We start from the raw sequence: 19,711 nt of genomic DNA, 5'->3' as shown, positions 1-19,711 counted from the left end.
GAGGCGGCGCACACGGCAAGGTTTCCGGTAGTGAGGGAATCGGCCTCAGCGGCGAAAGCCGCGGCCTCCTCGTTGCGGACGTGAACCCACTCAATGGAGGATTGCCGCACCGCATCCACGATGGGGTTGAGGGAATCACCTACGAGGCCATAGATGCGTTTGACGCCCTGGGCTTCCAAGGTTTCCACGAGTTGAGTGGCGTAATTGCGTGCCATGTTGTACCTCTCTAACTTTTATCGCTAACGGCCCCCAGTGTCCCCGCGCTGGGCATATTTCGCCACCTTAAAGCTGTCTTCTCACGTAGTAGAAGCTTTGTGACCTCAACAACAAACGCGCTTCGTGAGCTTTGAAACTGTAACGACCGTTCGCTATAGTTTCGCAGCATGACAGATGCACGAACGGAAGCCTCGGCAGAGATGCTTCGGACCTCACCGACCCGACGGTGGGTCTTCTTTGGCGTGGTCTCTTTAGGTCTACTCATGATCGGCTTGGACAACTCGATCCTTTACACAGCCCTGCCGGAGCTCTCCGAACAGCTCCACGCCACTTCGCTGCAGCAGCTGTGGATCATCAACGCTTATGCACTCATGCTTGCCGGTCTCCTGCTAGGCACCGGCACGTTAGGTGACAAGATCGGCCACCGCCGCATGTTCGTCATCGGCCTATGGGTCTTCGGCATCGCTTCGCTGGCCGCCGCACTCGCCCCCGGCGCGTGGGAGCTCGTCGCTGCTCGCGCCTTCCTGGGGCTCGGCGCCTCCATCATGATGCCCGCTACCCTGGCGCTGATTCGCCTGACCTTTGAGGATGAGATCGAGCGCAACACCGCCATCGGCATTTGGGGCTCCATCGCCGTCGTGGGTGCGGCGGCGGGCCCCACGGTGGGCGGCTTCCTACTCGAGCACTACTGGTGGGGATCGGTCTTTTTGGTCAACGTACCCATCGTGATCATCGCGCTCATCCTCACCGCGTTCCTTGCCCCGCCCAACGTGGCGAACCCGGCGAAGCACTGGGATTTCTTGTCTTCCCTTTACGCGCTGATCACGCTGGCCTCGCTGGTTCTCGTCATCAAGTCTGTAGCTAGCTCCCACCTCAACGCCATGCTTATTGGCGGCGCGTTGGCCGCCTGCCTCATCGGTGCCATCCTCTTCACCCGCCGCCAGCACAAGCTGGAGGAGCCGCTTCTCACCTTCGACATTTTCCGCTCGCCCATCTTCAGCGGCGGCGTGTTGGCCGCAGCCGGCGCCATGTTTGGCATGGCAGGGTTGGAAATGACCACAACGCAGAAGCTACAGTTGGTGGACCTCTACTCCCCACTGCACGCTGGGCTCATCATTTCCCTCATCGCGCTGGCAGCGCTGCCGATGTCCGCGCTGGGCGGGGCTAACCTGCACCGCTGGGGCTTCTTGCCCATCATCGCCGGCGGCTTCCTCGCCATGGCAGCGGGCATTGGCTGCGTGGTGTGGGGCGGCACGCACGAGGTCTTTCCCGTATACCTGGCTGGCCTGTTCATCACCGGCCTCGGTGCGGGGTTCGTGATGTCGGTGTCCTCGACCGCCATCATCGGCGCCGCCCCTGCGTCGCGTTCCGGCATGGCCGCCGGCGTGGAGGAAGTTTCTTATGAATTCGGCACGCTACTCTCGATTGCGGTCACCGGATCAGTATTGCCTTTGCTCTATAAGAGCGGGCTCCCGGAAGACATCCGGGACCTAGGCATGGAAGCTCTCCACAACCCCGCGCTCGCCGAGGCCGCCGGCCCCGCATATACCGATGCTTACCTGGCTACCGCTGCTGGGCTCGGCGTAGTCATGCTGCTTTTCGCCGCGGTCACCGGCTGGTGCTTCCGCAGCAACCCAACCTCAGGAGGTGCCGATGCCACGCGTTAGCAAGAAGGTTGAGGCGCTCGAAAAGGCGCTTAGTATCATCGAAAAGGACGGAGTGCATGCGCTGACCTACGATTCCCTGGCCACCGCCACGGGCATAAGTAAATCGGGGCTCATCTACCACTTTCCTACCCGGCACGAGCTGCTCATTGACTGCCACAGGCTATGCGCGGAGCGCTGGGAGGAAGAGCTCGTCGGCCTCGCCGGCGGCAAGGCGGCAGACCAGCTGAGCCCGCGCCAGCGCTATCGGGCTGCGCTGGAGTCCATGGGAAAGAATGACCCGCTCATTGAATTGCTCATGTCCATCCACTCACAGTCCCACCCGGACTTCCAGAAGGTATGGAGGGACGTCGACAGGCGCTGGCTTCCTGATCCTGCCGCGGAGGATGAATCCGTCGTGCTGGCTTCGATCATCGCCGACGGCCTGTGGGTCCACGATCACCTCACCGACCGGCCCCTGCCGCCGCAAAGGCGCCGCGCGCTTATCGACGTCGCCTTAGGCCACCTCGCCGAATAACCCCCCCAGAATGAAAAAGGCCTTGAAAAGGCCCTTTTGAGCTGGAGACGAGACTTGAACTCGCAACCTACGCATTACAAGTGCGTTGCGCTACCAATTGCGCCACTCCAGCACCGCGGTTCATCCGCTATGGGAATCGTACCTGAGCCCACCCCATACATGGAAAGCCAGGGTGCTTACGCTGCGAAAAAGTGAGCGTAAAAGCTGCGAAAAACACTGGCAGGTGCATAAATCGGCGGCAGTTACTAAAGTGCTGACTTACCGAACCCAGAAGTGTTGTTGAGGTCTTTCTTTTCCGTGTCTGTTCTTTCTTCCTTGCGCCAGCGCCTGCTGTACCGTTCGGCCTCCGTCGCCACTATTGACGCCGCAAAGGCCGCACCACCTCCCTCCCCTCTCGCCCCTGTTGATCTCACCGATCCGGCCCAGGTCACGGGCGTCATGGAGATCGCCGCGCGCGTTGGCGAAATCCTGATTGCAGCGGGCTCGGCCAATACCGACGTGCAGGCACAGATTCACCTCGTCGCCTCCTCCTATGGCCTGCACTACTGCCACGTGTCGATCCTGATGAACACCATCACTATCCACACCGCCATCGGCACCGGCCCGGATCGGCGCAACCTCCACGTCTTTCGCGTGGCGCCGAGCATCGCCGTGGACTTCACCAAGCTGTCCGCCGTCGACCGCCTCATCCGCTCCATCCACTCCGGCGCCACGCCGCCGGCGATGGCGGAGAAGATCTTGGATGACATCGATGCAATGAAGAACCCCTATTCCAAGACCACCATCGTCAGCGCGTGGGGTGCCATGGGTGGATTCATCGCCGTGATGCTGGGCGGTGACCTTCTCGTCGGTGTTGTCACCTTCCTCATTTCGGCACTCATCATGGGTACGAACATGTTCCTTGCCGGCTACCGTCTGCCGCCGTTCTATCAGAACCTGGTCGGCGGCCTGCTTGCCGTCATTCCCGCGGCCATCCTCTACAACGTCTTCGCGCGATTTGGCATCCAGATCCTGCCCTCCCAAATCATTGGTTCGGGCATTATCGTGCTGGTGGCGGGCCTGACCTTGGTGCAGTGCCTCGTGGACGGTATCACCCGCGCACCGGTGACCTCATCCGCCAAGTTCTTCGAGGCTCTCATGTCGACCGGCGCCATCATCGCCGGCGTAGGCCTAGGCATTCAGGTGGCGTCGTGGATGGGTTTTAGCCTTCCCCCACTGGCCACGATCGCCCCGCCCGTCTATCACCAGATCCCGCTGCTCGTACTGTGCGGCGGCATCGGCTCCGCCGCCTTCGCGTTGGCCTTGGGGGCATCGTGGTCCGAGGTGACCATCTCCGGGCTCACAGCGGCCGCCGGTATGGTTTTCTACTACTTCCTCGTCGTCTTCTTGGGCGTCGGGGCCGTCATTGCCTCGGGCATTTCTGCCGTGGCGGTGGGTTTGGCCGGCGGCCTGCTCTCCCGTCGCTACATGATGCCGCCACTCATCACCATGATCGTGGGCTATACGCCCATGCTTCCAGGCCTGACGTTGTACCGCGGCATGTACGCCATGCTCAACGAGCAGCTCATCACCGGCCTGACCAACCTGGCCAGCGCCCTGGCCATCGCCGGTGCACTCGCCGCTGGTGTGGTCTTCGGCGAGCGAGTCGCCCGCCGCCTGCGCCGCCCGCAGTACTTCCGCCCCTACACCGCCTTCAAGCGCTTGGGCACGTTCTCCTTCTCGCGCGCCACCCGCCTGGCGCAGCGCGCCCGCATTCCTCGCGTGCCCCTGTCGCCCTTCGCCCCGCGCCACAATCTGCCGGCCCCGCCGCCCCAATATGGGCCCAAACCACCAACGCCGGCGCAGCAGGCGCGCTTCCAACAGAGCGATGCCGTCACGGACATGTGGCCCGTTACCACGCAATTTCCGGCGCAGCGCCCCACCTACACGGTGCCCGGCAAAGATGACCCGAGCGCCCCAACGAAGTCGCAATAGCGTAGAATAGCCGGTCTGAAAGCTTTCATACTTCATCCCAGGAGGACTCCGTGCCACCAAAGGTCACAGATACCCAGCCCGCGGCTGACCAGACTCACGCAGTAGAGGAGGAGACCGCCCGCTCCGCGCGCCGCGTTGTCGCCACCTATGCGGAGGATTTCCTCGACGGCGTGACCCTCATGTCGATGCTGGGCGTCGAGCCAGAAGGCTTGGTCCACCGCAAGGTGCTGGCCGAGCAAGCCGATGCTGCCCCCAAGAAGAGCAGCAAGAAGGCCACGAAGAAGGCGTCTAAGAAATCTACGAAGAAGACGACTAAGAAGGCCACAAAGAAAGCCACCAAGAAGACAACTAAGAAGGCCACGAAGAAGGCAACTAAAAAGGCCGCAAAGAAGGCCTAGCTATGTCCGGGCGCACCAATAGCTTCGTCGTCGTAGCCAACCGCCTGCCGGTGGACCTCGAGACCGCCGCCGATGGCACCCGCGAGTGGAAGGCCTCCCCCGGCGGCCTCGTCACCGCACTCTCGCCGGTTTTGGAAGAACACCAGGGCTGCTGGGTCGGCTGGCCGGGCGTAACCGACGAAGCTCCCGAGCCCTTCACCACGGATAACGGTGTCCTTCTTCACCCGGTGCGCCTGACGCAGGAGGATTTTGAGGCCTTCTACGAGGGCTTTTCCAACGCCACCCTGTGGCCGCTCTACCACGACCTCATCGTCACCCCCGTCTATAACCGCGACTGGTGGGATGCCTACCGCGAGGTCAACCTTCGTTTTGCCAACGAGGTAGCAGCCGTCGCCGCAGAGAATGCCACGGTGTGGGTGCAGGACTATCAGCTCCAGCTCGTCCCCGGCATCCTGCGCCAGCTGCGCCCCGACCTCACCATTGGATTCTTCCTGCACATTCCCTTCCCCTCCCCGGATCTCTTCCGTCAGTTGCCGTGGCGTGAGGAGTTGGTGCGGGGGCTTCTCGACGCCAACCTGATCGGCTTCCACCTCGAATCCAACGCCCGCAACTTCTTGGAGCTGGCCCGCGCCCAAGGGCTGGAGGTAGAAGGGGAGGTCAGCACCCGCGCGGTCACCGCTCGCATCGTAACCGGCAGCGGGCATTCTGTCGGGGTAGGCGCTTTCCCCATCTCTATTGCGGCAAATGAGTTCTCTGACAACGGAAATGCGGGGGATGTCGCCCAGCTGCGTGCTGAATTGGGAAACCCCAAGCACGTCATTTTGGGGGTCGACCGCTTGGATTACACGAAGGGCATCCTGCAGCGTCTCACTGCCTTTGAGGAACTCCTCGAAACAGGGGCGCTGAACCCTGACAAGGTGACCTTCGTCCAGCTGGCTACCCCTTCGCGCGAGCGCATCGACCATTACCGCGCCACGCGCTCGAAGGTGGAGGAGGCCGTGGGCCGCATCAATGGCCGCTTTGGGCGCCTCGGCGCGCCGGTGGTGCATTACCAGCACAGTTCCGTGCCGAAGGATGTTTTGCGGCGCTACTACCGGCTCGCGGACATCATGCTGGTCACGCCATTTAAGGACGGCATGAACCTAGTGGCCAAGGAATACGTGGCCTCCCACGGCGACGGCACAGGTGCGCTCGTGCTCTCCGAGTTTGCGGGCGCGGCAGCAGAGCTTACCCAAGCCAACCTGTGCAACCCCTTCGACATCGAATCCATCAAGCGTGCGCTGCTCTCTGCGGTCAAGGCACTGGAGGAATCCCCCGACACCATGCGCGAGCGTATGACAGAGATGAACGAGCAGGTGCGCCGGCACGATATCGCGCTGTGGTCGCAGTCCTTCCTCGGCGCTTTGGACCAGGAGGACGCATGATGCGGCGCCGGCCCGCCGCAGCGCTCACCGCTGTGCTCAGTACTGTACTGCTTGCGTTTGGCCTAGCTGGATGCAGCTCCGCTGAGGAGGAACCTGCCCCGCGTGGCGATGACCGCATCGTGGGCAAGGATTGGCAGGTCATCAACCTCTACACCTCACCGGACGCTCCTTCCTCCCTGCCCGCCGATACTGCACACGTGCCCCATATGAGCTTCGGTGAGCACACCGCAGTAGGGTCAACTGGCTGCGTACCGTTTACCGCTGAGGTGTCCTTCCACAAGGATGACAAAACCTCCACGATCTGGGAGGGCGACATCATGCGGGTGGAGAAAGCCACCTATGAAAGCCCACCGCGAAGCGGCGACTGCGAGGGCTCGATGCAGTGGGCCGATTCGCTCATGCGCAACCTCATCGCCGAAGGCCATGAGTTCGACTTCGCGCTCAACCCCAACAACCAACTCGTGTTGACGCTGCGCACCGATAAAGTGGATTCCCCCATCATCCGCATGGCCGCGCTATAGCTCCGAAGTTTTCAGCGCTAGGGTGGGGAGCATGATTGATGCTCTCGCCGCCGCCGAACATTTAGCGGTTGTTTCCGACTTCGATGGCACCTTGGCCGGCTTCGCGCGCAACGCCTACGCAGTGCGCCCCGAGCAGCGCTCGCTGGATGCTCTTGCTGTCTTGGCGCAGCTACCTAACACCACCGCGGCAGTGCTCTCTGGGCGCCACCTCGACGGTCTGAAGCGGGTATGCCCGCTGCGCGAGCCGGTGCTTTTTGGCGGCTCGCATGGGGCCGAATCCTCGTGGGAAGAATCCGCGCTCACCCCGGAGATGGAAGCCCACCTGGCCAAGAAGGAAGCGGAAATCAAGGAGATCATCGCCCGCCACCCCGGCGCGGAACTGGAGATCAAACCTTTCCAGCGGGTGCTGCACCTGCGGGCGCTGGAGTTGCAAGACCCAGACGCGGCTGCCGCGGCCTATGCGGAGGGCGCGGCCTTAAGCGCCGATGGTTTCCCCAAGACTGCGGGCAAGTGCGTCGTCGAATTCTCCGCAACGCAAGCCACGAAGGGCACGTGGATTGCGAAGCTGCGCCACCGCGTCGGCGCCACGGCGGTGGTCTTTGTGGGGGATGACACCACCGACGAAGACGGCTTCGCTGTACTCAACCAGCCGCCGGACCTCGGCGTCAAGGTCGGCGAGGGCGCAACGCAGGCGGCGCTGCGCGTGCCCGATATCGCGGCGGTGACGGAGTTCCTCGAAGAGCTCGCCGCCGCCCGCGCGCAGTACAGCTCTTAAGCCCCGGCCGGCGCCACGGTACGCCCCGGGTGGAAGGTGGTCTCCAACAACACGCGCGGCACCTCGCCGCGCCCATCGATGAGGCTGGCCAGCATGCGCCCCGCCGCCGCCCCCTTTTCCTTGTTCGGCTGCACGACGGTGCTCAGGCCCAGCGCTAGGGCCGGCGCGATGCCGTCGAATCCGGTGGCGGAGAGCTGCTCGGGAACCGCGATTCCGTGATCGCGGGCATAAGCCATAACGCCGAGCGCCATCGAGTCTGTCGTGCACAACACCGCGGTGAGATCCGGGTGCTTAGTCAGCAGCTCCTCCGCGGCCGCATAGGCCGTGCGCGAATCGTTGATGTGGCGCGTCACCACGGGGATGCTTGCGGGATCGAGGCCCGCGGCTGCAAAGACATCGAGCGCACCCAATACACGTGAGCGCTGCACGTGCATGTCCGCCGCGGCCAGTTGTGCGGCCGTCACTTCGCCGTCGAGGCGTTCGCGGTGTAGGCGGATGGCAAGGATGCCGATGCGGGTATGGGAGGCGTCGACAAGCGCCTGCGCCGCCGGGGCAATCGCGGCGCGGTCATCGATGCCCACGAAGGGCAAGCCCGAATCCGTGGGCTGGTCACACACCACCACCGGCAAGCCGCGGCGCCTTACGGCTTCAAGGTAAGCATCACCCGCCGCCACGGAATAGACCACGAAGCCATCGACCGCGGCCGAGCCCACGAGCTGCGCTGCCTGGGCGTCATTGGGAGCACCGACGGTATCTGGACCGGCCGGGATGAGAGTCAACGTCGTGCTCGCTCCCGCCGAGGCCTCCGCCATACCGGCGAGGAAATCTACCGAGGCCATGTCCTCGAAGGCATAGGACAGGTGCTCAGTAAGCAGGACGCCCAGCGACCCCTGGCGGCGCGTGCGCAAGCTGCGCGCGGTGGGATCCGGGCCTGTGTAGCCACGCTCAGCCGCCGCGGCGAGGATGCGCTCCCGAGTGGCAGGCGCCAGTTGGTCCGGCCGGTTGTACGCGTTGGACACCGTGGTGGGCGAAACCCCAAGTTCGGCTGCCAGGGAGGCCAGCGTCGTGCTGCGTTTGGACATGACGGCAACATTACCCGTTTTCAACTCATTATCATTTGACAACAATTTTCACTAAAGCGTAGAAATAGGGACATGACCACTTCCCTCTCACGCCGTGCTTTCCGACGTCCCGCCGCTCTCCTCTTCGCAGCCACCCTGGGCGCCGCCTCGCTGACCGCCTGTTCTTCCAGCAGCGATAACGCCGATGGCGGCTCGGATGCCGGTGCCGATAAGGAAACCATCCAGGTCGTCGCCTCGACCTCCATCTGGGCTGACGTAGCCCAGGCGGTCGTCAACACCGCGCAGACCGACGTGAACATCGACGTCCACCCCATCGTGAGCGGTAACAGCGTGGACCCACACCACTTCGAGCCCACCGCCGCGGACATCGCCCGCGCTAACGAGGCCGACGTCATCATCGCCGGTGGCGGCGGCTACGACGCCTGGCTCTACCAGGCCGTTAAGAACCAGGACCAGATCATTCACGCGCTCCCGCTTACCGCGCATGACCATGGCGATCACGATCATGGCGAGCATGATCATGGAGAGGAACACGACCACGCGCATGACGACCACGCGCATGATGAAGATGCGCATGACCACGCTCACGAAGGCGAGACCGTGACCATGGACGAGGCCAAGAAGATCGCCGCCGAGCACCCCGAGCAGGTCACCAACATCGATGGCAACGAGCACGTGTGGTACGACTCCGCCGCCATCGAGAAGGTGGCGACGGAGGTCGCCGCGCTCGTTAACGAGACCAACCCAGAGGCCAAAGCCACCGCCAAGCCGCTCGTCGAGCGCGTAGAGGGCCTGAAGGCACGCATCGAGAAGCTCCCGCAGCGCAACTACGCGCAGACCGAGCCCATCGCGGACTACATCTTCAAGTACACCGACAGCACCGATGCCACCCCGGAGGGCTACCGCAAGGCCACCGTCGCGGAGGGCGAGCCCACCGCCGCCGACCTAGCGCACTTCCTCGAGGACATCAAGCAGGACAAGATCGACCTGCTCATCTTTAACCCGCAGACCGAAACCGACATGACCAAGCGCATCCGCGCCGCCGCCGAGGATAAGAACATCCCGGTGGTAGAGATTGGTGAAACCCCACCAGAAGACACCAACTTCCTTGACTACTACGAGGAAGTCGTCAACGCACTCGAGGCTGTGTAAGTGCTCATCTCTTTTAAGAACGCCGCAGTAGAACCACTGTGGTCGGACATGAACCTCGCCGTAGACCGCGGCGAGTTCATCGCCGTTTTAGGCCCCAACGGCGTGGGCAAGTCCACGCTCCTCGGCACTATCTTGGGTACCCGCCAGCTCACCGCGGGCAGCGTGGACGTCAACTGCCGCGTGGGCTTTATCCCACAGCAAAGAATGTTCCCCCAGGACCTGCCCCTGCGCGCCCGGGATCTCGTGTCACTGTCCCTCGCCCATGGCGTGCTCCGGAAGCGAAAGCCGGCGCGGGGGCGTGTCAACGAACTCCTCGCCGAAGTTGGCGCCACCGGCATCGCTGACCGCCGCGTGGGCCAGCTCTCCGGCGGGCAGCAACAGCTCATCCGCCAGGCCCAGGCCCTGGCTAATAACCCAGAGCTCATCCTCGCGGACGAGCCGCTATTGTCCTTGGACCCGGCACGGCAACAGGCAACCGTCGCCAAGCTCGACGCCTGGCGCCACGAGCGCGGCACCTCCGTGCTCTTCGTTACCCACGGCATCAACCCGGTGCTGGGCGTGGTGGATAAGGTGCTCTACCTTGCGCCCAATGGTCACATGTTCGGCACGGTCGATGAGGTCATGCGCTCCGAGGTGCTCTCGGAACTCTATGGCTCCACCGTGACCGTTCTCAACGTCGATGGGAGGCTCATCGTTGTCTAAATACATCGAGGATACCCAGTACCTGCTGGGGGTTGATTTCGTGCAATCCTCGCTCATCGCCTGCGCGCTGCTCGGAGTCCTTTCCGGGGTGATGACCTCGCTCATTGTCCTACGGCAGATGTCCTTCTCCGTGCACGCCACCTCAGAGCTCGCACTCATGGGCGCGGCCGCCGCTTTGCTGTTCGGCCTCAACATCGGCTTCGGCGCGATTGCCGGCGCCATTGTCGCGGGCATCATCCTGGCGGTACTGGGACTGAAAGGCCAACAAGACAGCGCTATCGGCGTGGTCATGAGTTTCGGCCTGGGTCTCTCGGTTTTGTTCCTGCACCTCTACCCCGGCAACGCCAAGACCGCGATGACGCTGCTGACAGGACAGATCGTCGGCATCTCTTCTGCCTCGGTGTGGCTGCTCGCCGCGACCACCGCCATCATCGTTGCCGTGGTGGCGCTGTTCTGGCGCCCGTTGCTCTTCGCTTCCGCGGATCCCGTCATGGCTCAAGCCGCCGGCGTGCCAGTCAGGTCTCTAGCGGTGTGTTTCGCCATCCTCGTGGGCCTGACGGCCGCACAGTCCGTACAAATCGTCGGTTCGCTGCTCGTCATGGCGCTGCTCATCACCCCGGGCGCAGCGGCGGTACAGATTACCTCCTCCCCGCTGCGCGCGGTGGTGTGGTCCACCATCTTCGCGGAGGTCTCCGCCGTGGGCGGCCTGGTCCTCTCCCTGGCGCCGGGCCTGCCCGTCTCGGTCTTCGTCACGAGCATCTCTTTTGTTATTTACCTGGTCTGCCGCGGCATCGGCTGGGCTCGCAGCCGCAAGGCCGTCCGCGACGACGTCGCCGCCCGCCGCGCCTCCCAGGAACACTTCCGCGCCGCCACCGATCGCGCCGACGCCGAGACACACCACACCTCGACGCACGATGAGCACTGCGCGCATCAGGATTAGGCTAGATGCGTGACTTTGGAACGCCGTAGCCTCGAATTACAAGACCGCACCCGCACGTACCTCGTGTACCGCCCGAATGATGACGTCGAGCGCCAGAGAGACCTCCTCCTGTTCTTCCACGGCTCCCTGCAATCCGCGAACGTCATCCGCCGCTTCACTAACGGCACGTTCGATGACCTCGCCACCCGCCACGGCATGCTTGCGGTCTACCCCACCGGCGTGGAACAGCACTTTAACGATGCCCGCGCCACCCTGCCCGTCGCCGCGCGCGAGCTGGGCATCGATGACGTCGCCTTCACGCGCGCCATCCTCGACGAGCTGCGCGCGGAGCAGGAGATTGGCCGCGTGTTCCTCTGCGGCTTCTCCAACGGCGGGCAGATGGTTATCCGCTTGCTCTTCGACGCCCCCGGGCTTGCCGATGCCGCCTGTATCTTCGCCTCCACTCTCGGCGCCGGCGCCAACCATGCGCCCACCAATCCGGACTCGGCGTACCAACCCACCCCGGTCATGTTCGTCCACGGCACGGGCGACCGGCTCGCGCCCTATACGGGCGGAACGGCGGGCATTGACCCGAAGCGCACCCGCGGTGCCGTCACCGGCGCGCAGGAGAACGCCGCACGCTTCGCGGAGCTCAACCATGCCGCCGGCCCAGAGCGCACCCACCTTTTCCCCGACACCGTTGTCGACCGCTGGGAGCCGGCAGACGCCACCGGCGCGCCGGTCGAGCTCGTGAGCGTCGAGGGCATGGGCCACGTCATCCCGTCGGGCAACGAGCTGGACCCACGCCTGGGTAAAAACACGGATTCCTTCATCGCTGCCGAGCTCGTGGAGGAATTCTTCGGGCTCTAGACTGCACGTGCGCCCCATCGTGTCTCACTCCACTCAGCCCCAACCTCGGGTCGAGGCCGTTCGTAGGTGAGCGTCGAGAAGCAATAATTGTGGATTACCGACCAGTGCTTTGGCGATTCCTAGACGCTGTTTCATACCGAGCGAAGCATGCTCGCAGGAAACACTGTGGTGCAATGAAAGGCCTACAAGGGATAAAAGATCCTTCAGTTCATCATTCAGTGAACCTTGTTGTAGTGGTCGGCAATGTCGTTGACGATCGCGTAGAGGTCGCGTTCCATCGCGTAGGTTTTCTTTTCTCGCGTACTGACTAATCACACTTGCGACCCGTTGTTATCTAGAGAATTATTACGTCCCAGCGTGATGTTGCACACGTCTGTGCATGTATGTACTCTCGATGTCACGGTTTGCTGGCGAAGATTCTTCAAGTTACCCGCAGCTGAATCTGTACAAGGTGAAAACGGCAGGCAAAGGACCGAGTCGTCCTCGTCTCTAAGCCGTGGAACCCCAATCCTCCAGAACCTTGTATTCGGCACACACACGCAATCTGAATGTTCAAGATGTGAAGTACTGGCCAGCAACCAAGAAGTAAAGATCGCCATCCAGCTTTCTCGGCCCTGAATCTAGCATCCGGAGGCGTAGAGAAACTCACGCAACGACTGAAACGCCAGCGTCTGTGTCACGTCGCGCAGCTCAAGGAAGAACCCATCTTCTGTAATTTCAACAATCCGCGCACCGGGGATGGCTGCCACAATCGGCGAGTGCGTCACCACGATGAACTGCGCACCCGCCTCCGCGGCGCGATGGATTTCCGCCATGAGCGTCATCTGCCGCACGAGCGAAAGCCCAGATTCCGGCTCGTCGAGGATGTAGAGCCCGCGCCCATCAAAGGAACGCTGCACGACGTCCATGACGGACTCGCCATGCGACATCGCGGTCGAACCAACGTTGTAGTGCGCCTCCGCTCGCAGGAAGTAGCCGTCCTTGGGCGCGGTACCTAGCCGCAGGCTCGCCCACCTCCGGAGGGGATTGATGGGACCGGCGGAGCGCTGCACACCCCATATCCCACCGCGCTCAGGAAAGCCGTACTCGAAGGCAATGCCCTCGGCGAGCGTCGACTTTCCTACCCCGTTGTCCCCGGTCAGCACGGTCACCGGCGCACGCAGGTCCAGTCCTTGGCGTCGCAGCGCCACGAAACCAGGAACGGAGGACACCCACTCAGGTCCGTGGCCGCCGTCCAGCGCGGCATAGGCGTCGACATAGAAGTCTCTCATTCGCCCTCCCCAATAAGAAACGCGGCGGTCCCCAATGGATCGGCAAGGAACTCGCGCGCGGCGTGGACAGCTTCCGTCGCTTCGGGAGCGACGGGCGCAATCCCCTTGTCGCCGAACGCGTAGACGGTCGCGCCTTGCATGCTGAGGAAGACTGGCGAGTGCGTCGCGAGGATGACCTGCGCGCCCTGGGCGGCGAGGCGCTCGAGCTGCGTGACAACCTCGACCTGCCGGGGATAGGACAAGCCGTCTTCCGGCTCGTCGAGAATAATCATTCCGTCAGAATGGAAGCGTCTCTCGACGAGGGCGAGCAGACCCTGGCCGTGGCTGAGAAACGGCAGGTCACCGAGCGGATCGGGATTCTCCGGGCTGTGGATCTGGTGGTGATACTCGCTCAAGTTGAGGAAGGTCTCGCCGCGCAAGAAGTACACGTCGCGCGGGTTGTGCGCCCGCGAGCAGATGAGCCACTCGGGATAGTTTTCGTCGCCGGTGGCAAACCGGGCGTGGCGCGAGCCGCCCTCGGGATTGACGCCAAGCCCCACGGCGATGGCCTCGAGCAGCGTGGATTTTCCGGCGCCGTTATCCCCCACGACGACGGTCACGGGCGTAGGCAAACGCAAGGCGCCGCCGGGCAGCGCTGCGATGAGCACGCCCAGGCGGCGCATGTGTTCCGGCACGCCGGGCAGTCCCTCCCCAATAAGCTCCGGGGCGGGACGCACACTCGTGAGGAACATGGCGGCGAAAGCGTGAGCCTACTTCTGGGCCGCGCGGCGCTGGCGGGCGAACTCGGAAAGGACCGCACCCGCCGCCACGGAGGCGTTGAGGGATTCAACCCAGTCGGTCATGGGGATGGACATGATGGCATCGCAGTTCTCGCGGACGAGGCGCGAGATACCCTTGCCCTCAGAGCCGATGACGATGACGACGGGGTCGGTGCCGCCGTTGTAGGTGTCGAGCGTGTGCTCACCTCCCGCATCGAGGCCGACGACCTGGTAGCCAGCCTTCTGGAACTCCTGAACCGTGCGGGTCACATTGGTCACGCGAGCTACTGGCAGGCGCGCGGCAGTGCCTGCCGAGGTACGCCAGGCCACCGCGGTAACGGAGGCCGAGCGACGCTCCGGAATGATGACGCCATGGCCGCCAAAAGCGGCAACGGAGCGGATGACCGCGCCGAGGTTGCGGGGGTCGGTGATGTTATCGAGGATGACGAACATGCCCGGTTCCTGGGCATCGCGTGCGCGATCCATCAGGTCATGGACGTCGGCATACTTATACGGCGGGATCTGCAGACCAATGCCCTGATGCATGCCGTTGCCGGTCATGCGGTCCATCTCGTGGCGCTGGACCTCAAGAATCGGGATGTTGCGGGTATTGCACATGACTACGGCCTCAGACAGGCGGGCGTCGTTGCGCGTTCCCTGCACAATGTAGAGCGACGTTGCCGGAACCTTAGCGTGGAGGCACTCGATGACCGGGTTGCGGCCAACGACCATCTCCGCGGTCTCCTTCTGGTGACGGCCCGAATTGCGGCGCTCGCGCTCCAGCTTCGCCTTGTGCTTGGCGTGGTAGACGCGGTCCTCCGCCTTGGGCGTGGGGCCCTTGCCAGCCAAGCCCTTGCGGCGCTGGCCACCAGAGCCCTTGGTGGCGCCCTTCTTATTCGTCTTGCGGATACCTGCGCCGCCGCGGCCATGGGTACGTGCCATAATTCTTCTCCTTATGTTGTCCTCGGCTTCTGTGCTGTCCTAGGCCTTTGCCAAGGACGTTAATCCGCCAAGGACCAGGTGGGGCCGTCGGCGGTGTCGGTGATGGTAATACCGGCGGCTGCAAGGCGGTCGCGCACAGCGTCCGCAGTAGCCCAATCCTTTTCTGCGCGGGCGGTAGTGCGACGCTCCAACTCGGCTCGGACGAGGACGTCCAATGCCGCATCAGCGCCGCTTTCTTCGCCACTATCTTTCCACTGTTCATCGAGTGGATCAAAGCCAAGAACCGCAGCCATGGCGCGCACCGCCCCGGCAAGGCGCTCGGCTTCCTCACGGTTGCCTTCACTGAGCGCCTTATTGCCCGCGCGCACGGTGGTGTGGATTTCCGCCAGCGCCTTCGGCACAGCAATGTCATCGTTCATTGCGTCCTCGAAGGCCGCGGTCCACTGGCCCTTCTCGACGCCCTCGAATTTGCCCACGAAGTCCTCGATGCGACGGTAACCGGCCGCGGCTTCGGTCAGAGCTGCCTCGGAGTATTCGAGGACCGAGCGGTAGTGCGCAGAGCCCAGGTAATAGCGCAGCTCCACCGGGCGGACGATCTCCAGCATGTTGGCAATGGAGAGCACGTTGCCCAAGGACTTCGACATCTTCTCACCTGCCATGGTAACCCAGTGGTTGTGCATCCAGTAGTTGGCGAACTTATCGCCCGCCGCATGGGACTGCGCGATCTCATTTTCGTGGTGCGGGAACTGCAGGTCCAAGCCGCCGCAGTGGATATCGAACTCGCTGCCCAAGTAGTAGGTGGACATGGCGGAGCACTCCAGATGCCAGCCCGGGCGGCCCTTGCCCCACGGTGTGGGCCAGGACGGTTCGCCCGGCTTAGCCGCCTTCCACAGCGCGAAGTCCTGCGGGCTGCGCTTGCCCACGGCATCCGACTCGCCCTGCTCCATATCCTCGACGCGGTTGCCAGACAGCGAACCGTAGTCCGAGCCTTCCGTGGCATTCCACGCGGCGACATCGAAGTAGACGGAACCGGATTCGCCTTCGCCAGGCACGGCATAAGCAAAGCCGGCGTCGATAAGCCGCTGCATGTATTCCACCATCTGCGTCACAAAACCCGTCGCGCGCGGTTCCACAGAGGGCGGCAGAACGCCCAGGGTGTTGTAGGCCTTGGTGAACTCACGCTCATAGGTGGATACCCACTCCCACCAGGGGCGGTTATTCTCGGCGGCCTTGGTGAGGATCTTGTCATCGATATCGGTGACGTTGCGCACGAGTGCCACGTCATAGCCTTGCGCACTAAGCCAGCGGCGCAGGATGTCAAAGGCAACGCCGGAGCGCAGGTGGCCAATGTGCGGCTGGGACTGCGGGGTAGCACCACACAGGTAGATCGACGCGTGGCCGGGGCGAACCGGCTCGAACTCACGTTGGCTGCGGGTGGCGGTATCAAAAATGCGCAAAGTACTCACCCGGCCTAGTCTAATTGACTCATCCAGCCGGCAAGTTCAGGACGCCTTAGGCGCGCCAGACTACGGCAGTCGCCACGGCTGCGCGGCCCTCCTTGCGGCCGGTGAAACCAAGGTGATCCGTCGTCGTGGCCGAAACGGACACAGGGGCACCAAGGATGTAGCTCAGCACGGACTCGGCTTCTTTGCGCCGCGGGCCCATCTTAGGGCTCTGGCCAACCAGTTGTGCTGCGGCGTTGCCGATAATGAAACCTTCCTTCTCCAGCAACTCGCGGCACTCACTTAGCAGCTGGGCACCTGAGACCCCGTCGTACTCTGGCCGGCCCACGCCAACGAAGGAGCCGAGGTCGCCGAGGTTGGAGGCGGAGAGCAAAGCGTCGACAAGCGCGTGGCTCACCACGTCCCCATCGGAATGGCCCTCGCAGCCATCCACGCCTTCAAAAAGCAGACCTGCGATCCAGCAGGGCTTTCCGGGCTCGATCTGGTGGGCATCGGTGGCGATTCCCACGCGCGGGATGATGGGGTTAGTCACTAGGCACCTCGAAGATGGTCGGTTCGGCCTCATCCGTCACGGCCTTCGCCAGGACGAGGTCAATGGGGGTGGTGATTTTAAACGCGAAGGTATCTCCCTGCACAGTCTCCACGCGCTCGCCGTGCCATTCCATCAGGCTGGCGTCGTCCGTGGCGACAAAGGCAGGATCCTGCGCCCAATAGTCTAGGTTGGCGCGGCGCAGCGCGGCCAGGCTAAAACCCTGCGGTGTCTGCACGGCACGCAGGCGGGAGCGGTCCGGGGTGGCCAGCACCGTGGTCCCCTCGACTTCTTTGATGGTGTCCGCGACGGGAAGGACCGGGATGACCGCGGTGGCGCCGTCGAGCACGCGCTTGGCGACGCGCGCGATCATCCCCGGCGGCGTCAACGCTCGGGCGGCATCGTGGACCAGCACCACGGCATCCTCATCTGGGATGGCCTGCAGGCCCGCCCAGACGGAATCGGCGCGCTCACCTCCGCCGTGGACGATACGCACGGGCACGTCAGAATCGATACGGTCGAGGATGCTGGCGGCATAATCCTCCATCGCGGGGCTGACGAGAACGATGACCTCATCGACAAATTCCGAGGTAATCATGGCCTTCACGGAGCGTTCAAGCAGGGTACTTCCGCGCAGCTCCACGTAGGCCTTAGGAATATCAGCGCCGAGGCGCGTTCCCTGACCGGCCGCCGCGACGAGGGCGATCACGCGGCGGGCATTAGTCTTCGTCGTCGAAGGAGAGGTCATCGAGATCGACGTCATTGTCAATGTCGGTGGTGATGGACTTGTCCTCGACCAAACCGGCGGCGCGGTGGCGCTCGATGGTGGCGTTGATTTCCTCCATCATGGTATCGGCCTTCTTGTCATCGACCGGCTTGGCTAAGGAAAGCTCACCGACCAGAATCTGGCGGGCCTTGGCAAGCATGCGCTTCTCACCGGCGGACAGGCCGCGGTCCTGATCGCGGCGCCACAAGTCACGCACGACTTCTGCCACCTTGTTGATATCGCCTGATGCAAGGCGCTCCTGGTTGGCCTTATAACGGCGGGACCAGTTGCCGGCCTCCTCCACGTCTTCTTCGCGCAAGACGGAGAAGACCTTTTCGAGGCCTTCCTTGCCCACAACATCACGCACGCCCACCATCTCAACGTTCTTGGAGGGCACACGAACCACGAGGTCGGACTGGTTGATCTGGAGGACGAGATACTCGAGCTCCTCGCCGCCCATCTCGCGCGTTTCAATCGCCGTAATCTTGGCGGCGCCGTGGTGGGGGTAGACGACGACCTCTCCGACCTTAAATTCCATTGCCACTCCTTATGAAGCCTTTGAGACGGTGCCCATCGTGCGCTCTCGGCGTACTCTCAGTGGGCCGCATATACAGGGTATCTACTCTAGCACGCGGTTTTCCGGCGCTGCTCCCCTACCCAGACCCGTAGAGCAGCTCGCTTTACACTACGATGACAGCCAACATAAAGCGCGGCTACCCCCGGTTTACCCAAGAGGTTTGTCGGAAACTGTGTGCTTTTACCGCGGAGGTACTAGGCTAAAGCGTTGATAAGCTTTGTGATCGCAATTCAATGGAGGACACTCACAGTGCAGTCCCTGAAGTCCGCCGCTCGCTGCGGTGCCATCATGTCAGTTACCGCCCTCTCCGCGCTGGCCTTGGCGTCCTGCTCGGCCGGTCATGTTGCACAGACCGCGGAAAAGGTCATTGCTGTCGACGGCGCATCCGCAAGCACCGAAGATGGCAAGGTGGCCGTACGTGACGTCACCATTCAGGTTGAGCCGGACACCGGTGAGACCTCCCTGAAGTTCGTGGCCGTTAACCAGGGATACAAGGTCGACGACGTTATCCTCGAGTCCGTGAGCGTCGACGGCCAGGACGTACCACTGGAAGGCGCAGAGCCGCTTCCTCGCGATCACGCCCTCTACGCTGATTCCCAGATGAACCTGGACCGTCTCCCGAAGGACGGCAAGGACAAGAACATCACCTACGTAGCCACCACTCTGGAGAACGACGGCTTCGCCTTCGGCGGCTCCCGCCCGGTGACCTTCACCTTCAACACCGGCACCATCGAGGTTGACGCCACCGTGTCCGCCTCCCCGCTGCAGTCCGGTGACTTTGACCGCGACCCGCAGTCCACCGAGGGCTACGCCGAGAACAAGTAAGCCTTTTCTTCAAAGAAAACCGCCCCAGCCGCCAAAGTTTTCCCCGATCTTCGAGGCCCGAATCACGGGCTTCAACTTTGGCAGTTGGGGCGGTGTGCGTTTAACGCTCCTCAGCGAACGCAGGAAACTCTTAAGCTCGCGAGGATGCCGTAGCCATCACAAGCAGAGAGTTAAGAATGCCCAGAGAGGACAGGGCAGCCGGGATGAGAAGCAGGTTCGGCGCCTGCGGGCCGCCGTACTTCACCATCTCATCCATAACCTGGTTGAGCGGTTCCGGGTACGTAGCGGCGGAAGCGGCCGGGGCGCCGGCTACAGCCAGGGAGGTAGCAGCGGCCAGAGCAACGAGGGTACGACGAATCTTCATGG

General features: G+C 63.0%; 23 protein-coding genes and 1 tRNA gene. 12 read left to right on the top strand and 12 right to left on the bottom strand.

The window, feature by feature from the left end; all coding sequences use genetic code 11:
* On the bottom strand, positions 1-215 hold a 215-nt coding region (locus tag RDN59_RS07690; RefSeq protein ID WP_308607321.1), incomplete at its 3' end, for a thiamine pyrophosphate-binding protein.
* A gap of 168 nt (positions 216-383) precedes the next feature.
* Here RDN59_RS07690 and RDN59_RS07685 point away from each other — a divergent pair.
* Entirely contained in the window at positions 384-1,883 is a 1,500-nt protein-coding gene (locus RDN59_RS07685; protein WP_308607320.1) for an MFS transporter, read from the top strand.
* Positions 1,870-2,397 (top strand): TetR family transcriptional regulator, encoded by a 528-nt coding sequence (locus RDN59_RS07680; RefSeq protein WP_308607319.1) that lies wholly within the window; start codon positions 1,870-1,872, stop codon positions 2,395-2,397. The genes RDN59_RS07685 and RDN59_RS07680 overlap by 14 nt, the downstream gene beginning before the upstream one ends.
* 39 nt (positions 2,398-2,436) lie before the next feature.
* Here the strand turns inward: RDN59_RS07680 and RDN59_RS07675 are convergent.
* A tRNA-Thr gene (locus RDN59_RS07675) sits at positions 2,437-2,509 on the bottom strand.
* Between the two features lie 185 nt (positions 2,510-2,694).
* Here RDN59_RS07675 and RDN59_RS07670 point away from each other — a divergent pair.
* From RDN59_RS07670 to otsB, 5 genes are read left to right on the top strand one after another with little or no spacing between them, the layout of a single operon-like run.
* The gene (locus RDN59_RS07670) at positions 2,695-4,371 is read left to right on the top strand and encodes a threonine/serine exporter family protein (protein WP_308607318.1); all 1,677 of its coding nucleotides are present in this window, start codon (positions 2,695-2,697) and stop codon (positions 4,369-4,371) included.
* A gap of 50 nt (positions 4,372-4,421) precedes the next feature.
* On the top strand, positions 4,422-4,769 hold the full coding sequence (locus tag RDN59_RS07665) for a hypothetical protein (RefSeq protein WP_046649277.1): 348 nt from the start codon (positions 4,422-4,424) through the stop codon (positions 4,767-4,769).
* Positions 4,770-4,771: 2 nt separating this feature from the next.
* Positions 4,772-6,193 (top strand): trehalose-6-phosphate synthase, encoded by a 1,422-nt coding sequence (locus RDN59_RS07660; protein ID WP_308607317.1) that lies wholly within the window; start codon positions 4,772-4,774, stop codon positions 6,191-6,193.
* Positions 6,190-6,714: a hypothetical protein gene (locus tag RDN59_RS07655; protein ID WP_308607316.1), complete on the top strand. Its 525-nt coding sequence runs from the start codon at positions 6,190-6,192 to the stop codon at positions 6,712-6,714. The genes RDN59_RS07660 and RDN59_RS07655 overlap by 4 nt, the downstream gene beginning before the upstream one ends.
* A 31-nt stretch (positions 6,715-6,745) precedes the next feature.
* Positions 6,746-7,489, top strand: coding sequence for a trehalose-phosphatase (otsB, locus tag RDN59_RS07650; RefSeq protein ID WP_308607315.1), 744 nt, complete (start codon positions 6,746-6,748; stop codon positions 7,487-7,489).
* On the opposite strand, the gene RDN59_RS07645 is transcribed toward otsB, so the two are convergent.
* Positions 7,486-8,571 (bottom strand): LacI family DNA-binding transcriptional regulator, encoded by a 1,086-nt coding sequence (locus RDN59_RS07645; protein ID WP_308607314.1) that lies wholly within the window; start codon positions 8,569-8,571, stop codon positions 7,486-7,488. The genes otsB and RDN59_RS07645 overlap by 4 nt on opposite strands.
* 72 nt (positions 8,572-8,643) lie before the next feature.
* Between RDN59_RS07645 and RDN59_RS07640 the strand changes: the two genes are divergently transcribed.
* The 4 genes from RDN59_RS07640 to RDN59_RS07625 are packed head-to-tail and all read left to right on the top strand — an operon-like array spanning position 8,644 to position 12,214.
* A complete protein-coding gene (locus RDN59_RS07640; protein ID WP_308607313.1) occupies positions 8,644-9,723 on the top strand; it encodes a metal ABC transporter solute-binding protein, Zn/Mn family in 1,080 nt (359 codons plus the stop codon).
* On the top strand, positions 9,724-10,425 hold the full coding sequence (locus tag RDN59_RS07635; protein WP_308607312.1) for a metal ABC transporter ATP-binding protein: 702 nt from the start codon (positions 9,724-9,726) through the stop codon (positions 10,423-10,425).
* On the top strand, positions 10,403-11,365 hold the full coding sequence (locus RDN59_RS07630) for a metal ABC transporter permease (protein WP_308607311.1): 963 nt from the start codon (positions 10,403-10,405) through the stop codon (positions 11,363-11,365). Before RDN59_RS07635 ends, RDN59_RS07630 begins: the two co-directional genes overlap by 23 nt.
* A gap of 9 nt (positions 11,366-11,374) precedes the next feature.
* Entirely contained in the window at positions 11,375-12,214 is an 840-nt protein-coding gene (locus RDN59_RS07625) for a hypothetical protein (RefSeq protein ID WP_308607310.1), read from the top strand.
* A gap of 33 nt (positions 12,215-12,247) precedes the next feature.
* On the opposite strand, the gene RDN59_RS07620 is transcribed toward RDN59_RS07625, so the two are convergent.
* The 8 genes from RDN59_RS07620 to RDN59_RS07585 form a co-directional block, all read right to left on the bottom strand.
* Positions 12,248-12,529 carry an ATP-binding cassette domain-containing protein gene (locus RDN59_RS07620; protein WP_080550367.1) on the bottom strand — a complete coding sequence of 94 codons (282 nt, stop codon included), beginning with the start codon at positions 12,527-12,529 and terminating at the stop codon, positions 12,248-12,250.
* Positions 12,530-12,834: 305 nt separating this feature from the next.
* Entirely contained in the window at positions 12,835-13,485 is a 651-nt protein-coding gene (locus tag RDN59_RS07615; protein WP_010188886.1) for an AAA family ATPase, read from the bottom strand.
* The gene (locus RDN59_RS07610; protein ID WP_308607309.1) at positions 13,482-14,216 is read right to left on the bottom strand and encodes an AAA family ATPase; all 735 of its coding nucleotides are present in this window, start codon (positions 14,214-14,216) and stop codon (positions 13,482-13,484) included. The genes RDN59_RS07615 and RDN59_RS07610 overlap by 4 nt, the downstream gene beginning before the upstream one ends.
* 18 nt (positions 14,217-14,234) lie before the next feature.
* Positions 14,235-15,185, bottom strand: coding sequence for a 23S rRNA (guanosine(2251)-2'-O)-methyltransferase RlmB (gene rlmB, locus RDN59_RS07605; RefSeq protein WP_308607308.1), 951 nt, complete (start codon positions 15,183-15,185; stop codon positions 14,235-14,237).
* 59 nt (positions 15,186-15,244) lie between these two features.
* On the bottom strand, positions 15,245-16,651 hold the full coding sequence (gene cysS / locus RDN59_RS07600; protein ID WP_308607307.1) for a cysteine--tRNA ligase: 1,407 nt from the start codon (positions 16,649-16,651) through the stop codon (positions 15,245-15,247).
* Positions 16,652-16,697: 46 nt separating this feature from the next.
* Positions 16,698-17,180: a 2-C-methyl-D-erythritol 2,4-cyclodiphosphate synthase gene (gene ispF / locus RDN59_RS07595; protein ID WP_308607306.1), complete on the bottom strand. Its 483-nt coding sequence runs from the start codon at positions 17,178-17,180 to the stop codon at positions 16,698-16,700.
* Positions 17,173-17,925, bottom strand: coding sequence for a 2-C-methyl-D-erythritol 4-phosphate cytidylyltransferase (gene ispD, locus RDN59_RS07590; protein WP_308607305.1), 753 nt, complete (start codon positions 17,923-17,925; stop codon positions 17,173-17,175). The genes ispF and ispD overlap by 8 nt, the downstream gene beginning before the upstream one ends.
* The gene (locus RDN59_RS07585; protein ID WP_046649265.1) at positions 17,897-18,481 is read right to left on the bottom strand and encodes a CarD family transcriptional regulator; all 585 of its coding nucleotides are present in this window, start codon (positions 18,479-18,481) and stop codon (positions 17,897-17,899) included. The genes ispD and RDN59_RS07585 overlap by 29 nt, the downstream gene beginning before the upstream one ends.
* Before the next feature lie 288 nt (positions 18,482-18,769).
* On the opposite strand from RDN59_RS07585, the gene RDN59_RS07580 reads away from it, so the two are divergent.
* Positions 18,770-19,345 carry a hypothetical protein gene (locus tag RDN59_RS07580; RefSeq protein WP_308607304.1) on the top strand — a complete coding sequence of 192 codons (576 nt, stop codon included), beginning with the start codon at positions 18,770-18,772 and terminating at the stop codon, positions 19,343-19,345.
* A gap of 130 nt (positions 19,346-19,475) precedes the next feature.
* Here RDN59_RS07580 and RDN59_RS07575 read toward each other — a convergent pair.
* A partial coding sequence (locus tag RDN59_RS07575) for a hypothetical protein (protein WP_070546292.1) occupies positions 19,476-19,711 on the bottom strand: 236 nt, incomplete at its 5' end.

Source organism: uncultured Corynebacterium sp. (assembly GCF_902489365.1).
GTDB lineage: Bacteria > Actinomycetota > Actinomycetes > Mycobacteriales > Mycobacteriaceae > Corynebacterium.
Note: the sequence above shows the minus strand (reverse complement) of the source record. Positions and strands in the feature narration are given on the sequence as shown.